Below are 18,281 nucleotides of genomic sequence, written 5' to 3' on the forward strand. Positions count from 1 at the left end.
CCCAAAATCGCCTTAATCTGTAAGCGATAAGTTTGCAGAAAACAAAAAAAGGTGAAGAAAGTATTTTTAATTTCTCTTTTCTACTGCTGTTTTCAAAGCCTCTGGGCACAGACCTATACCCTGGAGGCATTGGAAAAAGCATTTCTGGAAAACAATCTATTATTATTGGCCGAAAGGCATGAAATTGATAGGGCAGAGGCTGCCATCATACAAGAGCGACTCTGGAGCAATCCATCACTTACTATAGACAATGTTAATCTATGGACCAATTCTACTTTTGAAAAGCAACCTTTATTGATCGGTAATTTCGGCAGAAACCAACAATTTGCCCTTGAATTGGAGCAATTGATCGAAACCGCCTCAAAAAGAAGAAAGCGCGTAAAAATGAGGGAAAGTGAAAAGCTGAATCAAGAACTGGAATTTGAAGCATTGCTGTTAAGTCTCAGATCGGAGTTGCGGAAAAATTACAAACAGCTTTTCTATACCAAGAAACAATCGACCATCTTAGCAGAAAGTATTGCTGCATATACGGAATTAAAGCAGATCTATGCGAAGCAATCTGAAAAACAGTTGATCCCTGTCGCTTCTTTTTACCGCATCAATAGTGAATTGATCGGTTTACAAAAAGAAGCTTTAGCCTTGAAGGAGGAGGAGATCGCTTATTTTCATCAAATCGCTGTATTGACACAAATCCCCAATCTGCAATCAGAAGATGTTTATTTTTCGGAGGAACTGCCTTCAATATTCCTAAAGTCAAATGAAGAGATCCTTAGCCTAGCTAAAGAACATAATCTTTCTTTAAGACTGAAAAAGTCGGATATCTCCATTCAGGAAAATGAACTGGCATTAGCAAAATCCAATAGGGTTCCTGACCTGAATTTCCTGCTTAATTATGAAAGAGGTGGGAATGTTATGCAGAATTTTGTAGGGATTGGATTGAAAATGGATATTCCCATATTCAATAGGAATACAGGAAATATACAGGGTGCCAGACATGCCCTACAAAGTTCGCAGAGAATGTATGAAGCAGAAGGGGTGACATTGGAACATCAGATCCAGTCCATATTACAGAGAATTGCCAACCTAAAGCAAGTTCTAGGAGGAATGGGGCAACCTGCGAAAACTTCAGTTACAGACTTATTAAGGAAGTTTAGCAATCAGCTGAAGAATCAACAGATTACTTTATTGGAATATTTAGATTTTACCCAATCCTATAGGCAGTCCCAGATTGACCTTTTGGACTGGGAGGAAGAATACATGGTTTTATTGGAAGAATTAGATTTCTTAATGGGCACAGGACATTAATATATGAGAGCATTAAACATACTATCCACTTTTGGCGTTCTACTGATTTTTGGTTGCCAAAGTGGGCATGAGGAAAAACAGACAGCAGCACCTATTGAACAGCACTATTGTTTAAATGAGGCATTAAAAGAAAAAACTCTCATCCAGGCTGTTGCTGAAGAAAATCTCATTGAACAGATTAGTTTGCCAGGCAAGATCGAATATAATGAAAACGATTTGGTGGTATTCAAAAGTCTGTTATCAGGTCTGGTAAGTGCCGTTAAATTTGAAATGGGAGACCGTGTTGTTAAAGGCCAGGTTTTGGCGGAAATAAAATCGACGGAAATTCAGTCTTTGGTCCAACAACGGAAATATCAAAAAAGTCAACTATCGCTTTTGCGTGACCAAATAGCTAATAAAAAGCAATTATTGGCTGATGGATTGTTGGCCAAACCGGAACTGCTGGAATTGGAGCATGCCTATGATGCCGCTCGGATAGAATTAGATAGGATCGATCAATCTTTGGCTATGTTCAAGGCTGCAGGCGAAGGTTCATTCCAATTATTGGCACCAAGGACAGGTTATGTTATCCAGAAAAATATTAATGTTGGACAATCCATTCATGCAGAGTCAGAGGCTTTATTTTCCATATCCAATCTAAATCAGGTTTGGGTAATGGTGAATGTTTTCGCCAGTAACCTGCGGCATATTCAAGTCGGCGATAGGGTTAAGGTCAAGAGTATTGCTTATCCCGATCAGATCTATCATGGGAAGATCGATAAGATTTTCAATGTATTCGATGATGATGAACATGTAATGAAAGCCAGGGTGGTATTGGATAATCCCAAGTTAAACCTTAAACCTGGTTTGAGTGCAGATATTATCATTGATAAACAAATTCCGGGAGAAAAGGCCTATGCCATACCTAACAAGGCTGTGCTGTTTAATAACAATACCAATTATATTTTATTGTACCATGATGATTGCCATATAGAAGCAAAACAAGTGGAGGTGGTCTATAGCAATGAAGATTTTAGTTATATCAAAGAAAAATTGGCGGAAGGCTCCAAAGTGGTCAGTAGCAATGCTCTTTTGATATTTGAAGAAATAAACAATAGGCCATAATGAAGAAGTTTGTGCAACATATCGTGACGTTTTCGTTGCGGAATACCACTTTTATTTTATTTGCGACAATGGCATTATTGTTCGTCGGGATCTATGCCTTAAGGCATACAGCCATTGAGGCCTTTCCAGACGTAACGAATACCAGGGCAAGAATCATCACCCAATGGCCGGGGAGAAGTGCCGAAGAGATGGAGAAATTGGTGACCCTGCCAATTTCCAAGGAAATGAACAGCATCCCTAAGAAATCAACTATTCGATCCATCAGTCTTTTTGGTCTTTCGGTGGTTACTGTGCAGTTTGAAGATGGGGTGGATGATTTCTATGCCCAACAATATGTTTCCAATAAGATTTCGGGGGTCAACCTTCCGGAAGGGACCGAAGTGGAGATTGAGCCCCCTTCGGGTGCAACCGGGGAAATATTCCGTTATATGATCAAAAGTGATCTTCCGTTAAAGGAGGTTACGGCGATTCAGGATTGGGTGATCGAAAGGGAATTGTTAGCTGTGCCTGGAGTGGCCAATGTGATCAGTTTTGGAGGTGAAGAAAAGATCTATGAGATTAAAATCAATCCCACGGAATTGAAATCGTTCGATTTGACTCCATTGGATGTGTATGAAGCAGTCTCCAAATCCAATATCAATGTTGGTGGGGATGTGATTCAGCAAGGGGATCAAGCCTACGTGGTGCGTGGTGTTGGTCTATTGGATAAGATGGAGGATATTGGCAACATCACAGTGAAATTGAACGGTTCAACCCCGGTACTGATCAAGAATGTGGCAGAAGTTGTTGTTTCGGGTAAACCTCGCCTGGGAAAGGTGGGTTTCAATGAACAAGATGATGTGGTAGAAGGTATCGTCGTGATGTTGCGTGGTGAAAACCCTTCGGAAGTTATTCAACATCTAAAGACCAAGATTGAGGAACTTAATAGCCGTACATTACCTTCGAACGTTCAGATCGAAACCATTGTTGATCGAACTGTTTTAGTCAATAATACGGTAAAAACCGTATCAAAGAATATCGTAGAAGGCGTTCTATTGGTGTCTTTGATCGTTTTTATCTTTTTGTATAATTGGAGGTCCACGGTCATTGTGGCATCAGTTATTCCATTGTCATTTCTTTTTGCAATTATAATGCTGAAGATCCAGGGCCTGCCTGCTAACTTAATTTCTATGGGATCCCTGGACTTCGGCTTATTATTGGAAGGAACATTAGTCATTGTGGAAACTGTTTTTGTGGCATTGGCTACCATGTCCCATCGGGTTGGGCCAGAACGTTTCGCCAAAATGAGCAAAATGGGGATAATCAAAAAAAGCGCTGGAAGTGTGGCATCCTATATTTTCTTTGCTCTGCTCATTCTTATTGTTGCTTTATTGCCAATTTTCTCTTTCCAAAAGGTGGAAGGAAAAATGTTTACCCCTTTGGCATTTACCTTAGGCTATGCCTTATTGGGTTCTTTGATACTCAGTCTGACCTATGTGCCGGCCATGTGTAAATTGTTGTTTACTAAAGGGATGAAGGAGCGGGAGAATTTTATCAGTCGATTTTTCAACCGGACTATTTATGGCTTATACCGCATGTCCATGAAATACAAAAGATGGACACTTAGTTTATTTTTAGGATTGCTGACCTTGTGTGGACTGAAATTTCTGAACTACGGTTCGGAATTCCTTCCTCAGCTGAACGAAGGTGCCATCTATATTCGAGCTACCTTGCCAAACAGCGTGAGCTTAGATGAATCCAGCAAGCTGACCAAAGAGATGAAAATTTTGATGCAGGAAAGTTGTAAGGAAATAGATTTTATTTTAACCCAGACCGGACGTCCAAATGATGGAACTGATCCTACGGGATTCTTCAATATTGAATTCAATGTGCAGCTTAAGGAGCCGAAAGATTGGACCCGTAACGTTTCAAAAGAAGATATTATTCAGGAACTACGGGATCTGTTGAATGTATATCCAGGTATTACCTTCGGATTTAGTCAGCCGATACGGGATAATGTGGAGGAATATGTTGCAGGAGTGAAGAGTTCATTGGTGATCAAGATTTTTGGAGATGACCTCTATCGTTTGGAGGATTATGCTACGCAGGTGGCGGAGCAGATCGGCAAGGTTCGAGGCGTCACGGATATCAATGTTTACAAAAATATTGGTCTTCCGGAATTGAGGATACAATTGCATGATTCTAAAATGGCCAAATACGGTGTGTTTACTTCAGATGTGCAAGCAGTGGTTTCCATGACCATCGGAGGTCAGGCGGTGACCAAATTTTATGAAAAGGATAGGCAGTTTGATGTGGTATTGCGTTTCAGCAAGGAATATCGGGATACGCCGCAAAAAATTGGCAATATCCTGATTCCTACAAGTAGTGGGAAAAGTGTTCCTTTGCAGGAATTGGCTACCATTGGCTATGTTACTGGTCCTGCTTTTATCTATAGAGAAGGGAATAGCCGGTACATAGGCGTTGGATTCAGTATTGCGGGGAGAGATTTGGGAAGTACGATCGAGGAAGCCAGGGCATTGGTTGATAAAGAGGTGAAGCTGCCCAAGGAGAATTATATGGAATGGGCAGGGGAATTTGAGAGTAAAGAACGTGCAACGAAACAATTGATGACGGTTATTCCGATTTCATTGGCCTTGATCTTACTGCTGTTGTACAGTAATTTCGGCAACATGAAAGATACCATTATCGCTGCAATCACTATTCCATTTGCTTTTATTGGTGGTTTTCTATCCTTATGGGCAACGGGGACTGTTTTTGGTATTTCGGCTGGTATTGGGCTCATCATCCTGTTCGGTGTGAATACCATCAACGGTATTATACTGATTGCGGTAATGCGCGAAAACATGAAGAAAATGAAGCTGATGGAGGCGATTCAAGAAGGGGTAAAAAGTAGGATCCGTTCCATTGTGATGATTGCATTAATGGGTGCTGTAGGTCTATTACCTGCTGCCATGTCTACGGGAATGGGGTCTGAAATCCAGAAGCCACTTGCTATTATGATCGTAGGTGGGCTGTTGATCTGTTTGCTGTTGTCCTTTGCAGTACTACCGGTATTGTTTTATTATGCCTATAAGGATAGCAAAAACAGGCAATAATCCTTACCTTTGCGCTATGAACAAAAAGGATAAAAAGACTTTGCAAAAACCTAAATTTTCAAGACCGGTTGAAAAGCATTTTTATGAACTGGATCAGGCATATGGTACATCCAATTTAGGTTTCATAGCCTTGTTTTTAACCTTGTCATTTTTCGGGATTATGGGGTTGATCTGGATGATTCCATTTCCGCAACTTGCTTTTTTGGTTAAAATGAATGCCCATACCTTCTTGAACTGGGGATCATTTTTCATTGCCATTGTCATCTATTGCTACCTGAAATTGGCGCCAACCTTATCTTATGCTGTTTTGTTCTGCATTGGTATCATGAGTTTCTTCATTGTACAATTGGAATATGTGGAAAGAGATGGTGGACCGACAGTGGTTTTGGTATGTAGTATCCTTGCTTTGATTGGTTTGATAGGCTTATTCCTTGTTTCAAAAAAGAGTGGTAAAGGTAATTTTGTCCAACTTTTAACAATTGGTCCGATCTGGTTATGGTCTAAAGTATTTGACCGTTTGAAGTGGAAATATTAATACGTAGCTTCTATAAATCCTTTTTAAAAAATTATTACTTTTAGATCTTATACTTATTTATGAAAGATCTAAAATATCCTTTACATTTTCAATTTAAAGTAACCAGTTTTGCCAATGATTTTGTGGCAAAAGATGCCGAAGGTAGAACTATTTTCTACGTAAGGGAGAAGATTTTCTCTTGGCGTGACCATATCATGGTTTATCGCGATGAATCCAAATCGGAATTGGTTTATGAGCTTATCTCCAATAAATTAATTGATTTTCAACAGTCATTTACCATCAAGAATGCAGAAGGTAAAGTGGTGGGAAAAGCCAGACGTAAAACGATTAGATCCTTATGGAGGTCCACCTTCAACCTGATGGATGCAGAAGATGTACATGATCATACCATTAAAGAAAAAAATCCTTGGACTAAGTTCTGGGACGGGCTTTTCGGTGAGCTGCCAATAATCGGCATGTTATCCGGATATATTTTCAATCCTTCCTATATCTTACGGAATGATCTGGATGAACCCATGTTTGAGATCCGTAAGGAACCTTCTTTTTTCGGTAGAAAATTCTCAGTCGTGAAAATTACGGATAAAGAGGTGGATGAGGAACGATTTGTGCTCAGTTTGATGTTGATGGTGTTGATGGAAAGGAGCAACGGATAATTAAATTCGAAGGATATAAAAAAGGGGCAATGTTTTAGTCATTGCCCCTTTTTTTATTTTTTTATGGAATATTCCAGTTGTATTCCTGAATGATCTGGTGCAGGATATTCCTTGATAAATTGGGCATTGATTTTTTCCAAGGCTTTTTGAGATCGGAGATTTCCTTTTCTGACATGGAAAAATACTTCATCTAATGATTCAAAAGCAAAATTCAACATCAATTGTTTAATGGATTGGTTGTATTTACCACCCCAATAGTTTTTCGCTAAGAACGTATAACCGATGGCAACCGATTTTTGGTCCGCGTTATAATCGTAAAAGGAAGTTCCGCCTATAACACGTTCTGTCTCATTATCCACAATGAGATAGGCAATATCATTCTGTAGAAGCTTTTGAAAGTATTTCGTGAACCCAAGAGGGGTATAGCGCATATTATCAGGATGTTGTTCCCAAATTTCGGGGTCAGATGCTGCTGCGTATAGCCATTCGAAATCTTCTTTGATCAGCGGGATCAATTTGACTAAATCATTGCTTAAAGTCTTTCTTTCCAACATAAAACTATTTGATTATGCGTTTGATTTTATTTGATTTCTTGATCCATTTATGCACAGCATCATAATCCTCGCTTTCAATTTTATCATAGATATGCTGCAGTTGTTTGATGTGCTCCTCCAGTACCTCCAGCACATTGCTGCGGTTCTGTTTAAAAATGGGAGTCCACATATCGGGAGAAGATTTGGCCAAACGTACGGTGGATTGAAAACCTGAACCTGCCAATTCAAAGATTCTTCCTTGGGATTTTTCTTTTTCTAGGACAGTCAAGGCTAAAGCAAAGGAAGTCAAATGGGAGATATGGGATACATAGGCCGTATGCATATCATGCTCATCGGCCGTCATGAAGGATGTTTTCATCTCCAACTGTTCCGTAATGCTGTCTGCCAATTCAAAGGCATCCTCATCCGATTTAAAAGCCTCCACATAGACCATCATTTTATCCTTGAACAGATTTGGAATGGCCGCTTCTGGACCGGAATATTCCGTTCCAGCCATTGGGTGTGCTGCTACATAACGACCGCGGTTCGGATGATCACTGATCAGATTCAGGATATTGGTCTTCGTGGAGCCCATATCAATGATAACCTGATCCGTCACCTTATCCAAAATCTGGGGGAGGAGCACCATGATGGCATCCACAGGAATGGTCAATATGATGACTTTACAATTAGCTAATGCATCTTCCAACGATCGGAATTCATCCACCAGCCCTAATTGTAATGCTTTTTTCTGATTGGTTTCGCTTTTATCTACCCCGATGAGGTTTTCACAAAACTGGGTTTCTTTTAGTCGGATGCCTATGGAACCTCCAATTAGACCAACTCCGACAATTGCTATATTCATTATTTATAATCCTAAAGATTCTTTTATTCTATTAATTGCCAATTCGTAAACAGCTGTTTGTGCACATAAGCTGATACGGATATATTGTTCTCCGGCAGATCCGAAGATGCCTCCAGGTGTTATAAAAACATGGGCTTTATAAAGGATTTCATCCGCCAATTGATAAGAATCCTGATAAGTTGCTGGTATTTTCGCCCAAACAAACAAACCTACCTGATTTGGGTCGTATTTGCAATTCAATAAATCCATTAGTTCGAATACTTTAACCCTTCGCAGCTTATATTCTTCGTTAAGTTGGGTGTACCAAGATTTATCTAGGCTCAGGGCTTTTGCAGCGGCCATCTGTAATGGATAGAACGTTCCTGAATCCATATTGCTCTTGAAACGCAGGATTTCTCCAATGCGCTGTTCATTGGCGATCAACATACCGATTCGCCATCCGGCCATATTAGAGGATTTGCTCAAGGAATTGAGCTCGATGGCTGTTTCCATCGCGCCTTCCACCGCCATGATACTCTGTGGATGTTCATTAAGGATGAAACTGTAAGGATTATCATGGCAGATCAGGATGTTGTGCTTTTTACCAAAAGCAATGATTCTTTCGAAAAAAATGCTGTTTGCTAAGGTTCCTGTTGGCATGTGTGGGTAATTGATCCACATCAGTTTTACATCTTGCAGATCCGATTGTTCCAATTCTTCCAGATCAGGCAGCCAATAATTATCAGCGGATAGTTGGTAAGGTTCGATGGTTGCTCCGGAAATACGTACTGCACTGGCATACGCAGGGTAACCAGGATTGGGGATCAATGCCTTATCACCTTCTTGAAGATAGGTCATACAGATATGGACAATCCCTTCTTTAGATCCGATCAACGGTAGGATTTCGGTATTTGGATTTAGCTCAACTTGATAATATCGACGATACCAATCAGTCATGGCTTGTCTTAGGACGGGGATGCCTTTGTAACTTTGATAGCCATGTGTGTTTGGTAATGCGGCCTGCTCCTGAAGGGTTTTGATCACTTCTGGATGTGGAGGTAGGTCCGGACTTCCGATACCTAGGTTGATGACCTGGGCACCGTTCTTGTTCATTTCATCGATCTCTCTCAACTTCTTCGAAAAGTAATATTCTTCCGTAAGTTGAAGTCGTTTTGCTACTTCAATTTCCATTATTCCTTATTTGGCGTTAAAATTATAAAAAGTTCCCGTGTTTACTTCAATATTCTTAAAGAATATAATCTTCCGATGCTATAAATGGAATTTTCGAGAATCTTAAATATTACATTGAGGTGTTTTGAGGTTAAAATTTACTAATAGTAAAAAATCAATAAATTATTGGTTGTTTTTGACCAAATTTTACTCTTATCCTTTGAATTTTCATTGCAATAAATTTAAGGTTTGAATTGCTGTCATATACCCTAAAATGGTATTTAAACTATTCTAATCACGCTTATTTGGCCATTTTCACCTAGGAATAGCTGAATTTTCATTCTAATCAATGTGATTATTGAGAAATAATCAATAACTTATAATAGATGGAAAAACACGAAAAACGGAAAATTTAATTTCTATTAACCGTAATGTAAGTGTTAAATTAATAAGTGTACTATTGATAAACAATTTTAATTATTAAATTAGCTTTATAATTAAAAACATTTCAATTCTAAAGGATTATATGAAGATTACAGAACTGTCAGGAGTAAAAGAAATTGCTCGACGCGCCGATGTGTCGATTGCGACGGTGGATAGAGTATTACATAACCGTTTGGGTGTAGCTCAGAAAACGAAAGAGAAGATTTTGAATATTATTAAAGAGATGGATTATAAGCCCAATATCCTGGCAAAGCGATTGGCCTCCAAAAGGGTGTACAAGTTTGGTATCCTGATTCCGAATGACCATAATAAAGCTGGTTATTGGAAGGCTCCGATCACAGGAATTGAATCTGCATATTCTGAATTTGGCGAGTTTGGGGTGGAATTGAGCTATTATTTATTTGATAAAGAGAATCGTAAGAATTTTGTGGAAATGTACGATGTGATCTTTGAACAACCCGTAGATGGAATCATTCTTGCCCCCATCTTTTTAAAGGAATCTATGGATTTCGCTATCAAATGTTTAGAAAATAGAGTACAGTATGTTTTTATCGAAACTAATATCCCTGCTGCTCGAGCATTAAGCTATATTGGTGCTGATCTTTATCAATCAGGTAGGGTAGTGGGTAATATTTGCCAATATCTATTAGAGGAAAAGGATAATGTCCTGGTTTTGAACATTGCCAAAAATGTAGATTCTGCAGAACACCTGGAAAAGCGATATGAGGGGTTTAAGGATTTCATGCTGGAAACCTTTAAAAAGATTAATATCACCAATATCAGCCTAGAATCTGATAATGCGGAAATCCTGAATTATGAGTTGGATAAATTATTAAAGAAAAGGGATGTGCGATTGATTTTTGTTACGAATGGACGGGTTCATTTAGTAGCTGAATATATCCGTAAGCATAAATTGAAGAATGTAAAGCTGGTGGGGTACAATTATACCATTCAGAATATTGAATACTTAAAATCAGGTCATATCGATTTTCTGATTTGCCAAAAACCTATCGAACAAGGATATCGGGCATTTGTAGCTTTATATGAGCATTTTATTGCCAAGCGAAAAGTTAATAATGTGCAATATATGCCTATTGATATTCTGACCAAAGAAAACTACATGTATTATGAATATTAATGTCTTTTGTCCAGCTAGTCTTTATTTTATTTGACAGTAGAATGCAACATTTTTGAACGAAAGGATGGTAAAATCAAGTAAGGTTGCAAAAATTAGTACATTTGTAATCTTAGTTTTTTAAATGAAAACATATTTTAGACTACTTTCGTTTGCCAAACCAATAGAGAAATATGCCATCCCATATATCATATGTACTTTGATAATGGTGGTGTTCAGTACCTTAAACCTTGCTCTATTGGCGCCATTGCTGCAAATCCTTTTTAATTCTCAAGATACCGTACCGGAGGCTATGGTCATGCCGAAGGGATTAAACTTATTGGACTATTTTAACTACTATGCGAATTACTTGTATATCAATTATGGAGCATATGGAGCTTTGAAATATACCTGTGTGGTCATCGTAATATCTGTTTTCATCAGTAATCTATTTAGGTACCTTTCCCAAAGGATCATGGAGAATCTACGGATTCATACCTTATTGAACCTTCGAAAGTCGGTTTTCGATAATGTCATGAACTTACACTTGGGTTATTTTACCAACCAAAGGAAGGGTGATATCATCTCTAAAGTGGCCTCCGATGTGCAGGTTGTGCAGTTTTCGGTAACCGGAACTCTTCAAGTAGTGTTCAAGGAGCCCCTTCAATTGATCGCTTACTTGGTTGCCTTATTTATGCTTTCGGTGAAATTGACCTTGTTTTCTTTATTGGTTATTCCGGTTTCCGCATTTTTCATCTCTAGGATTGTTAAAACGCTAAAACAGCAAGCGCAAGAAGGTCAGCGTACCTATGCGAATATGATCACTTACTTGGAAGAATCCCTTTCAGGTATTAAGATCATCAAATCATTTAATGCTGCGGGATACATCAAAAATAAATTCAATAATGAGAATGATAACTATGCCAAGGTGAACAGAAGGATGGTCAGAAGACAACAAATGGGCTCGCCTGTATCTGAACTACTTGGTGTTTGTATGGTTGCTATTATTCTTTTATATGGCGGTAGTTTGGTTCTGACCGGACAAGGCGATCTTTCAGCTGCTGGGTTTATTACCTATATAGGGATTTTTTCACAGATCATGCGTCCAGCAAAAGCATTGACGGATGCTTTTACCAACATCCACAACGGTATTGCCGCTGGAGAACGGGTGTTGCAGTTGATCGATGAGAAGAACCAAGTTGCCGATAAACCTGATGCAAAAGTGATTCATTCTTTTGAAAATAGTATAAAATTTGAACAGGTTGGCTTTGCCTATGAAGAGAACCAAGTTCTAAAAGATATTAATCTTGATATCCATAAGGGTCAAACCTTAGCTCTTGTAGGACCATCCGGTGGGGGTAAGTCGACTTTGGTGGATTTGATTCCAAGGTTCATGGATCCCACCTCAGGTTCTGTAAAGATTGATGGTCAGGATCTACGAGATTTGGATCAGGATTCCTTACGGCAATTGATTGGGGTTGTCAACCAGGAGTCCATTCTTTTTAACGACACAATCTTTAACAACATCGCATTTGCTAATGAATCGGCAACCAAGGAGCAAGTGATTCAAGCAGCCAAAATAGCTAATGCCCATGATTTTATTATGGGTACAGAATTGGGTTACCTCACGAATATTGGAGACCGGGGCTCGAAATTATCAGGTGGGCAACGCCAAAGAATCTGTATCGCGAGGGCAGTACTTAAAAATCCTCCAATTATGTTGTTGGATGAGGCTACATCTGCTTTGGATACCGAATCTGAACGTCTGGTCCAAGAATCTCTTTATAAACTGATGGAAAATAGAACCACGGTAGTGATTGCCCATCGTTTAAGTACGATTCAGAATGCGGACAAAATTGTGGTGTTGGAAGAAGGTCGAATCGTGGAGGTTGGGTCACATATGGAGCTCATTGGGAAGAATGGTCTATACAAGCGATTGATCGATATGCAGCAATTCGCTGAGGGATAAGTGCTTAAGGGATTAGCCATTTATGGCTAGTTTTCATAACTTTGTATATTAGGAGAGCGTCATGGAAACAACACAGAAATTAGCGTTTTTATTAAACGATAAGAACATATCACACGAACTAAAACAGATTGCTCAGAAGGTGCTCAATGAAGAGCGAATTACCTTTGATGAAGCCGTCTATTTATACGAACATGCTGAATTGGGATATTTAGGCGTTTTGGCCAATTATATCCGCGAGAAAAAGCATGGCGATATCACCTATTTCAACCGTAACTTTCATATCGAACCTACCAATATATGTGTTTATGATTGTAAATTCTGTTCTTATTCCAGGATGATTAAGAACCGTGATGATGGTTGGGAAATGGATGTAGACGGGATGATGGACATTGTGAAGAAATATGACAATGAACCTGTTACTGAAGTGCATATCACTGGTGGGGTAGTTCCGAAACAAAATCTGGAATTCTATGCCGAATTCTTTAAGCGTTGCAAGGAACATCGTCCAGACTTACATATCAAAGGATTAACACCGGTAGAATATTACTATATCTTCAAAAAGGCGAAATTAAGCCATTATGAGGGTATGAAATACCTGCAGTCATGTGGGTTGGATTCCATGCCAGGTGGCGGGGCGGAAATATTTCATCCTGAGGTAAGAGAAAAGATTGCTCATGATAAATGTACAGCCGAGCAATGGTTGGATATCCATGAGCAGGCGCACAAGTTAGGTATGAATACCAATGCGACCATGCTTTATGGTCATATTGAAGAGTTTTGGCATCGTGTTGATCATATGGAACGCCTCCGTCAATTGCAGGACAAAACGGGTGGATTCCAGACCTTCATTCCTTTGAAATTCCGAAATAAGGATAATCAGATGTCGGATGTGCCTGAAGTTTCCGTTATTGAAGATTTAAGGAATTACGCCATCGCTAGGATCTATATGGATAATTTCCCGCATATCAAGGCGTATTGGGCGATGATTTCAAGAAATACTGCTCAGATGTCCTTGAGTTTTGGGGTTGATGATATCGATGGGACCTTGGATGATACCACCAAGATCTATAGCATGGCAGGAGCTGAAGAGCAGAATCCGGCTATGTCTACCAAGGAACTGGTTGAGTTGATCAAAAACGTGGGACGTCATCCGATCGAAAGGGATACCTTATACCATGTGGTTACAGACTACAAGGATGTTGTCTTTGAAGATGAAAATCCAAAAAAACAATATTACGCCTTACCTGTAGTTAATTCATAGAAAGGGAAAAAATTGAAGAAAACATTTTATTTTATCCGTCATGGACAAACCGACCTTAACCTAAAAGGCATTGTGCAGGGAAGAGGGGTGAATAGTCCACTGAATGATAATGGAATAAAACAAGCACAGGCTTTCTACGAAGCTTATAAACATGTGCCCTTTGATAAGATTTACGTTTCTACCTTACTGCGGACCCATCAGACCGTAGAGTCATTTTTAGCACATGGCATTCCATCGGAAGAACTTGTTGGATTGGATGAGATCAGCTGGGGAATTTACGAAGGGCAGGAGCAGACTCCAGAGATCATGACCGGTTTTGAAAAGGTGGTGAACTCTTGGCGGAATAATGATCTTGATTTAGCGATTGACCAAGGAGAATCCCCAAACACTTTGGTGGAAAGACAAAGGGAAGCTGTAGAATACATGTTGGCTCAAGAAGATGAAGAAAACGTCTTGGTTTGTATGCATGGAAGAGCCCTGCGGATTATGCTATGCCATTTGACGGAAGTTCCTGTTTGCCAGATGGATGATTTTCCTCATACCAATACCGCACTTTACATTTTAGAATATCAGAATAATCAATTCAACATTATTGATTATTATAATACATCCCATTTATCAGCATTATAAGATGGAGAAAATTAAAGTTTCTGCAGTTTCTTATACCAATACACTGCCTTTTCTGCAGGGAATTATGGACTCAGAAGTGATCGAAGAAATTGATCTGATGTTGGATTATCCTAGCGAATGTGCTAGAAAAGTGTTAGAAGATGAAGCAGATATGGGAATCATTCCCATAGCGGCTATTAGCAAAATGGACACCTATTACCTGGTTGGAGATTATTGCATCGGCAGCAAGGATTATGTGGATTCTGTTTTTATATTTTCAAATAAGCCCATAGAAGAGGTTGATACCTTACTATTGGATAAGCAATCTCGTACATCCAATGGTTTGGCTCAGATTCTTTTGAAGCGTTATTGGAAGAGGGACGTGGAAATCGTTTCGGAAGGCGAGGCTGATGCGTATGTATTGATTGGCGACCGAACTTTTGGAAAAAAAGCCACTGTTCCTTATGTGTATGATCTGGGTCATTATTGGAAGGAACTAACTGGTCTTCCTTTTGCTTTTGCAGCATGGGTTGCAAATAAAAAGCTTCCGGATGAGTTCTTGAGGAAATTCAATGAAGCTTTAAAAGATGGGGTTTCGAGACCTTCAGATGTGATTCCAGGATTGCCTGAAATACCTGGTTTTGATTACGAATATTACCTGAACGAGAGCCTAGATTATCATTTGACAGAGGAAAAAAGAAAGGCAATTGATTTGTACTTGAAATGGTATAAGGAGTTATAGTAGTATCGTCGGAGGATCTGTTTGTTTACCGCTTTTAGATTTATTCTTTTCAAATTTATACTTTCATACGGACTTACAGATCCTTCGACTATGCTCAGGATGACAATCCCTGTGCTCAAAATGTTAAAGCCTATGCTAAGGATGACAGTCTCTACAAAAAGGATATTAAAATCACTACCCAGCCTACGATCATCAATAATCCACCAAGAGGTGTCACCGGACCTAAAACCCTCAAATTAGCTTTCCATTTATCCTTAAAACTCAATAAATAAATACTTCCTGAGAATAAGATGCATCCGAACAACAAACCATACACCGCCCAATTTTCATAACTTTCTTCAAATTTGAAATTATAGCCTACTATAAGTAAGGTTAAAGCAGCATACATCTGATACCTTACCCCAACCTCAAACGAACTTAACCTTTCCTCCGAAAGTACTTTTTTCAAGGCATGAGCACCAAATGCTCCCAAAACAATAGAGAGAATGCCTAAAAGGGCTCCCGATATTAATGCTAATTCTTTCACGTATTAAGATTTTTTATTGGCTGCTTTATTGATTTGTTTCATTAGTTCCGCTTCAGAAATAATTCCAGTATGGCTCCAAACTTCCTTTCCATTCTTATAAAGGCTTAATTTCGGAATCTCGGAAATCTTTTTCTGTTTTATTAGATTTTTGTTTTCATCAGCATCCAAACGAACAACTTTTACCTTTTTTGCCTCCCGATTTTGGATTTTAAGGATGGTAGGCTTCAATTCCTGGCATGGGCCGCACCAAACTGCTGAATAATTAACCAAAACTACATCTTGGGAATTAACCAAATGGTTAAACTGCTCTTCCGTCAACCCTTTCCCCGATTTAGAATCCTTAGTACTTCCATCTTTATTCTCTTTGATCTCCGCCTTATTGGAACTTCTCCAATCCATCATGCCACCACTGTAATCATAAACCTGGAAGCCCATATCTGCTAGATAAGCAGATGCTTGCTTGCTTCTTCCTCCACCTAGGCAATACACATAAACCGGTTTGGATTTGTCCAATTTTGAAACTGCTTTCTTGAATTCTTCTTTGTTGTTCCAATCCAGGTTTTTGGCGTTTTGGATATGACCATCCTGAAACTCTTTGCTGGTTCTAACATCCAATAATTGGATGTTTTTCTTATTCTTTACCTTCTCAATTTCTGCTGAGCCTATTTTGGTCTGCGCTTGCAACTGAAAAGTCGCAAAAATTAACCCCAGCATCACACATAACTTTCTCATTTCGCTGATTTTTAAGCGGAAATTATCCTTTCCGCAAATACTTTGTTAATATAACGATGGTTTGCCCTTCAACCTTGCCTTCAATCTGCTCGGTATTGTCATGAACAAGTCGAATATTTTTTACCACAGTTCCTAATTTGGCAGAAATACTGGAGCCCTTAACATCCAATGTTTTGATCAATACCACGGTATCACCTTCAAATAGCCTAGTTCCGTTTGAATCTTGATGAAATTCAACGGTAGCATCCGCTTCATGATCGCCTGTCTTTTTAGCCCAAGCTAATGCTTCATCATCTAGATAAAGGATATCTAAATAATCAGATGCCCAAGCCTCATTGCGTAATCTGCTCAACATTCGCCAAGCCACGATTTGTACGGGAAGATTTGGAGACCACATACTGTCGCCCAATACTTTCCAATGATCGGGTTGAATTTGTTCTGTTTTTTCGATTTGAGCCTTGCAAACAGAACAGCATAAAATGCTGTTATCTAAATTAGGAGTAGAAGTAGGCGGAACTTCATAGATTTCTAGGTTTTCCGATGAACCACATAGTTCACATGTATTTTCACTTCTGCTTTTTAATTCGTCTATTAACATATAAAAATAGGATATTTAATTATCCCAAAGATAAGCAAATTAAACGAGCCTTTTGGAATCATTAAAATTGAAGGATTCTAAACTTGTGGCAAAGAATTTGTGTATGAGGAATCATTATAACTTAAAAAAAGAAATATACTTATGAAATGGCAAGGCGGCCGCCGCAGCGGTAATGTTGAAGATCGTAGAGGAATGTCCGGAGGACAAAAACTTACTTTAGGGGGAATTGGTGGAGTTATTGTTCTGATTATCGGTTTCCTGATGGGAGGGGATCCTTCAGAGATCTTAAATCAGGTTCAAAATCAAGCTGGACCGGCAACTCAACAAGGTCCGGTAGAATCTACTCCGGAAGAAGATCGTTTAATCGAATTTTCAGATGTTGTTTTGACCAGTACAGAAGATGTATGGGGAAGATTATTCCAAGAGAATGGAAAAACATATCCAATAGCAAAAATGGCCATCTACCGTGAAGGCATAGAAACAGGAGGTTGTGGCTATGGACAAAAGGCTTTCGGACCTTTTTACTGTCCTGGAGACCAAACGATCTATCTCGATTTGAGTTTCAACAGGGAATTATCCAATCGTTTTGGCGCTAAAGGCGAATTTGCCCTTGCTTATGTGATTGCGCATGAGATCGGTCACCATATCCAAAATGTTTTTGGAGTTTTGAATAAAACCAATGCGATGCGTGCGCAGATGAGCGAACGTGAGTACAATAAAATATCGGTGATGACAGAGCTTCAAGCAGATTTTTATGCAGGTGTATGGGCGCATTATGCAACTCAATTGAGTGATGTGAAATTAACTGCTGATGATATCATGGAAGGGATGCGTGCAGCCGCTGCAGTTGGGGATGACCATATCCAAGAGCAAAGTACTGGACGTTCAAATCCGGAATCTTTTACTCACGGAACATCAGAGCAACGTGCATATTGGTTCAAAAAGGGATATGAATCTGGTGACTTAAATGCGGGTAATACCTTTAATGATCCAAGTTTACAGTAATCCAATTAGGCAGATTAGACCCATCAGCTAATAAGAATAAAG

At 39.2% G+C, this 18,281-nt stretch carries 17 protein-coding genes; 11 read left to right on the plus strand and 6 right to left on the minus strand.

Translation table 11 applies throughout. The features are described from left to right. Window positions 1-51 precede the first annotated feature (51 nt). The 5 genes from E3D81_RS13120 to E3D81_RS13140 are packed head-to-tail and all read left to right on the plus strand — an operon-like array spanning window position 52 to window position 6,692. On the plus strand, window positions 52-1,305 hold the full coding sequence (locus E3D81_RS13120; protein ID WP_134777713.1) for a TolC family protein: 1,254 nt from the start codon (window positions 52-54) through the stop codon (window positions 1,303-1,305). A 3-nt stretch (window positions 1,306-1,308) separates the two neighbouring features. Beyond that, window positions 1,309-2,409 carry an efflux RND transporter periplasmic adaptor subunit gene (locus tag E3D81_RS13125; protein WP_134777714.1) on the plus strand — a complete coding sequence of 367 codons (1,101 nt, stop codon included), beginning with the start codon at window positions 1,309-1,311 and terminating at the stop codon, window positions 2,407-2,409. Beyond that, a complete protein-coding gene (locus E3D81_RS13130; protein WP_134777715.1) occupies window positions 2,409-5,504 on the plus strand; it encodes an efflux RND transporter permease subunit in 3,096 nt (1,031 codons plus the stop codon). Before E3D81_RS13125 ends, E3D81_RS13130 begins: the two co-directional genes overlap by 1 nt. 16 nt (window positions 5,505-5,520) lie before the next feature. Beyond that, window positions 5,521-6,039: a hypothetical protein gene (locus E3D81_RS13135; protein ID WP_134777716.1), complete on the plus strand. Its 519-nt coding sequence runs from the start codon at window positions 5,521-5,523 to the stop codon at window positions 6,037-6,039. Between the two features lie 59 nt (window positions 6,040-6,098). After that, window positions 6,099-6,692 (plus strand): hypothetical protein, encoded by a 594-nt coding sequence (locus E3D81_RS13140; protein WP_134777717.1) that lies wholly within the window; start codon window positions 6,099-6,101, stop codon window positions 6,690-6,692. A gap of 53 nt (window positions 6,693-6,745) precedes the next feature. Here the strand turns inward: E3D81_RS13140 and E3D81_RS13145 are convergent, their stop codons facing one another. From E3D81_RS13145 to E3D81_RS13155, 3 genes are read right to left on the minus strand one after another with little or no spacing between them, the layout of a single operon-like run. Next, complete coding sequence (locus E3D81_RS13145; protein ID WP_134777718.1) at window positions 6,746-7,246, minus strand: GNAT family N-acetyltransferase; 501 nt, start codon at window positions 7,244-7,246, stop codon at window positions 6,746-6,748. 4 nt (window positions 7,247-7,250) lie between these two features. Then, window positions 7,251-8,090, minus strand: coding sequence for a prephenate dehydrogenase (locus tag E3D81_RS13150; protein WP_134777719.1), 840 nt, complete (start codon window positions 8,088-8,090; stop codon window positions 7,251-7,253). A 3-nt stretch (window positions 8,091-8,093) separates the two neighbouring features. After that, window positions 8,094-9,260, minus strand: coding sequence for a pyridoxal phosphate-dependent aminotransferase (locus E3D81_RS13155; RefSeq protein ID WP_134777720.1), 1,167 nt, complete (start codon window positions 9,258-9,260; stop codon window positions 8,094-8,096). Between the two features lie 505 nt (window positions 9,261-9,765). On the opposite strand from E3D81_RS13155, the gene E3D81_RS13160 reads away from it, so the two are divergent. From E3D81_RS13160 to E3D81_RS13180, 5 genes are all read left to right on the plus strand, one after another. Further along, window positions 9,766-10,821, plus strand: a complete 1,056-nt coding sequence (locus E3D81_RS13160) for a substrate-binding domain-containing protein (RefSeq protein WP_134777721.1) — start codon at window positions 9,766-9,768, stop codon at window positions 10,819-10,821. Between the two features lie 121 nt (window positions 10,822-10,942). Continuing rightward, window positions 10,943-12,766, plus strand: a complete 1,824-nt coding sequence (locus tag E3D81_RS13165) for an ABC transporter ATP-binding protein (RefSeq protein WP_134777722.1) — start codon at window positions 10,943-10,945, stop codon at window positions 12,764-12,766. Window positions 12,767-12,827: 61 nt separating this feature from the next. Further along, window positions 12,828-14,027 carry an aminofutalosine synthase MqnE gene (gene mqnE, locus E3D81_RS13170; protein ID WP_134777723.1) on the plus strand — a complete coding sequence of 400 codons (1,200 nt, stop codon included), beginning with the start codon at window positions 12,828-12,830 and terminating at the stop codon, window positions 14,025-14,027. A gap of 12 nt (window positions 14,028-14,039) precedes the next feature. Beyond that, a complete protein-coding gene (locus tag E3D81_RS13175; RefSeq protein ID WP_134777724.1) occupies window positions 14,040-14,657 on the plus strand; it encodes a histidine phosphatase family protein in 618 nt (205 codons plus the stop codon). Window position 14,658: 1 nt separating this feature from the next. Continuing rightward, window positions 14,659-15,378 carry a menaquinone biosynthetic enzyme MqnA/MqnD family protein gene (locus tag E3D81_RS13180; RefSeq protein WP_134777725.1) on the plus strand — a complete coding sequence of 240 codons (720 nt, stop codon included), beginning with the start codon at window positions 14,659-14,661 and terminating at the stop codon, window positions 15,376-15,378. Window positions 15,379-15,529: 151 nt separating this feature from the next. On the opposite strand, the gene E3D81_RS13185 is transcribed toward E3D81_RS13180, so the two are convergent. Genes E3D81_RS13185 through E3D81_RS13195 form a run of 3 tightly spaced genes read right to left on the minus strand, consistent with a single transcriptional unit; the run spans window position 15,530 to window position 17,234 of the window. Continuing rightward, window positions 15,530-15,904, minus strand: coding sequence for a DUF423 domain-containing protein (locus tag E3D81_RS13185; protein ID WP_134777726.1), 375 nt, complete (start codon window positions 15,902-15,904; stop codon window positions 15,530-15,532). Between the two features lie 3 nt (window positions 15,905-15,907). Continuing rightward, a complete protein-coding gene (locus E3D81_RS13190; protein WP_134777727.1) occupies window positions 15,908-16,636 on the minus strand; it encodes a thioredoxin domain-containing protein in 729 nt (242 codons plus the stop codon). A 22-nt stretch (window positions 16,637-16,658) separates the two neighbouring features. Further along, window positions 16,659-17,234 (minus strand): PhnA domain-containing protein, encoded by a 576-nt coding sequence (locus E3D81_RS13195; RefSeq protein ID WP_134777728.1) that lies wholly within the window; start codon window positions 17,232-17,234, stop codon window positions 16,659-16,661. Window positions 17,235-17,375: 141 nt separating this feature from the next. Between E3D81_RS13195 and E3D81_RS13200 the strand changes: the two genes are divergently transcribed. Further along, on the plus strand, window positions 17,376-18,239 hold the full coding sequence (locus E3D81_RS13200; RefSeq protein WP_134777729.1) for a neutral zinc metallopeptidase: 864 nt from the start codon (window positions 17,376-17,378) through the stop codon (window positions 18,237-18,239). Window positions 18,240-18,281 lie beyond the last annotated feature (42 nt).

It is taken from the genome of Sphingobacterium sp. CZ-2 (assembly GCF_004526235.1).
Taxonomy (GTDB): domain Bacteria; phylum Bacteroidota; class Bacteroidia; order Sphingobacteriales; family Sphingobacteriaceae; genus Sphingobacterium; species Sphingobacterium tenebrionis.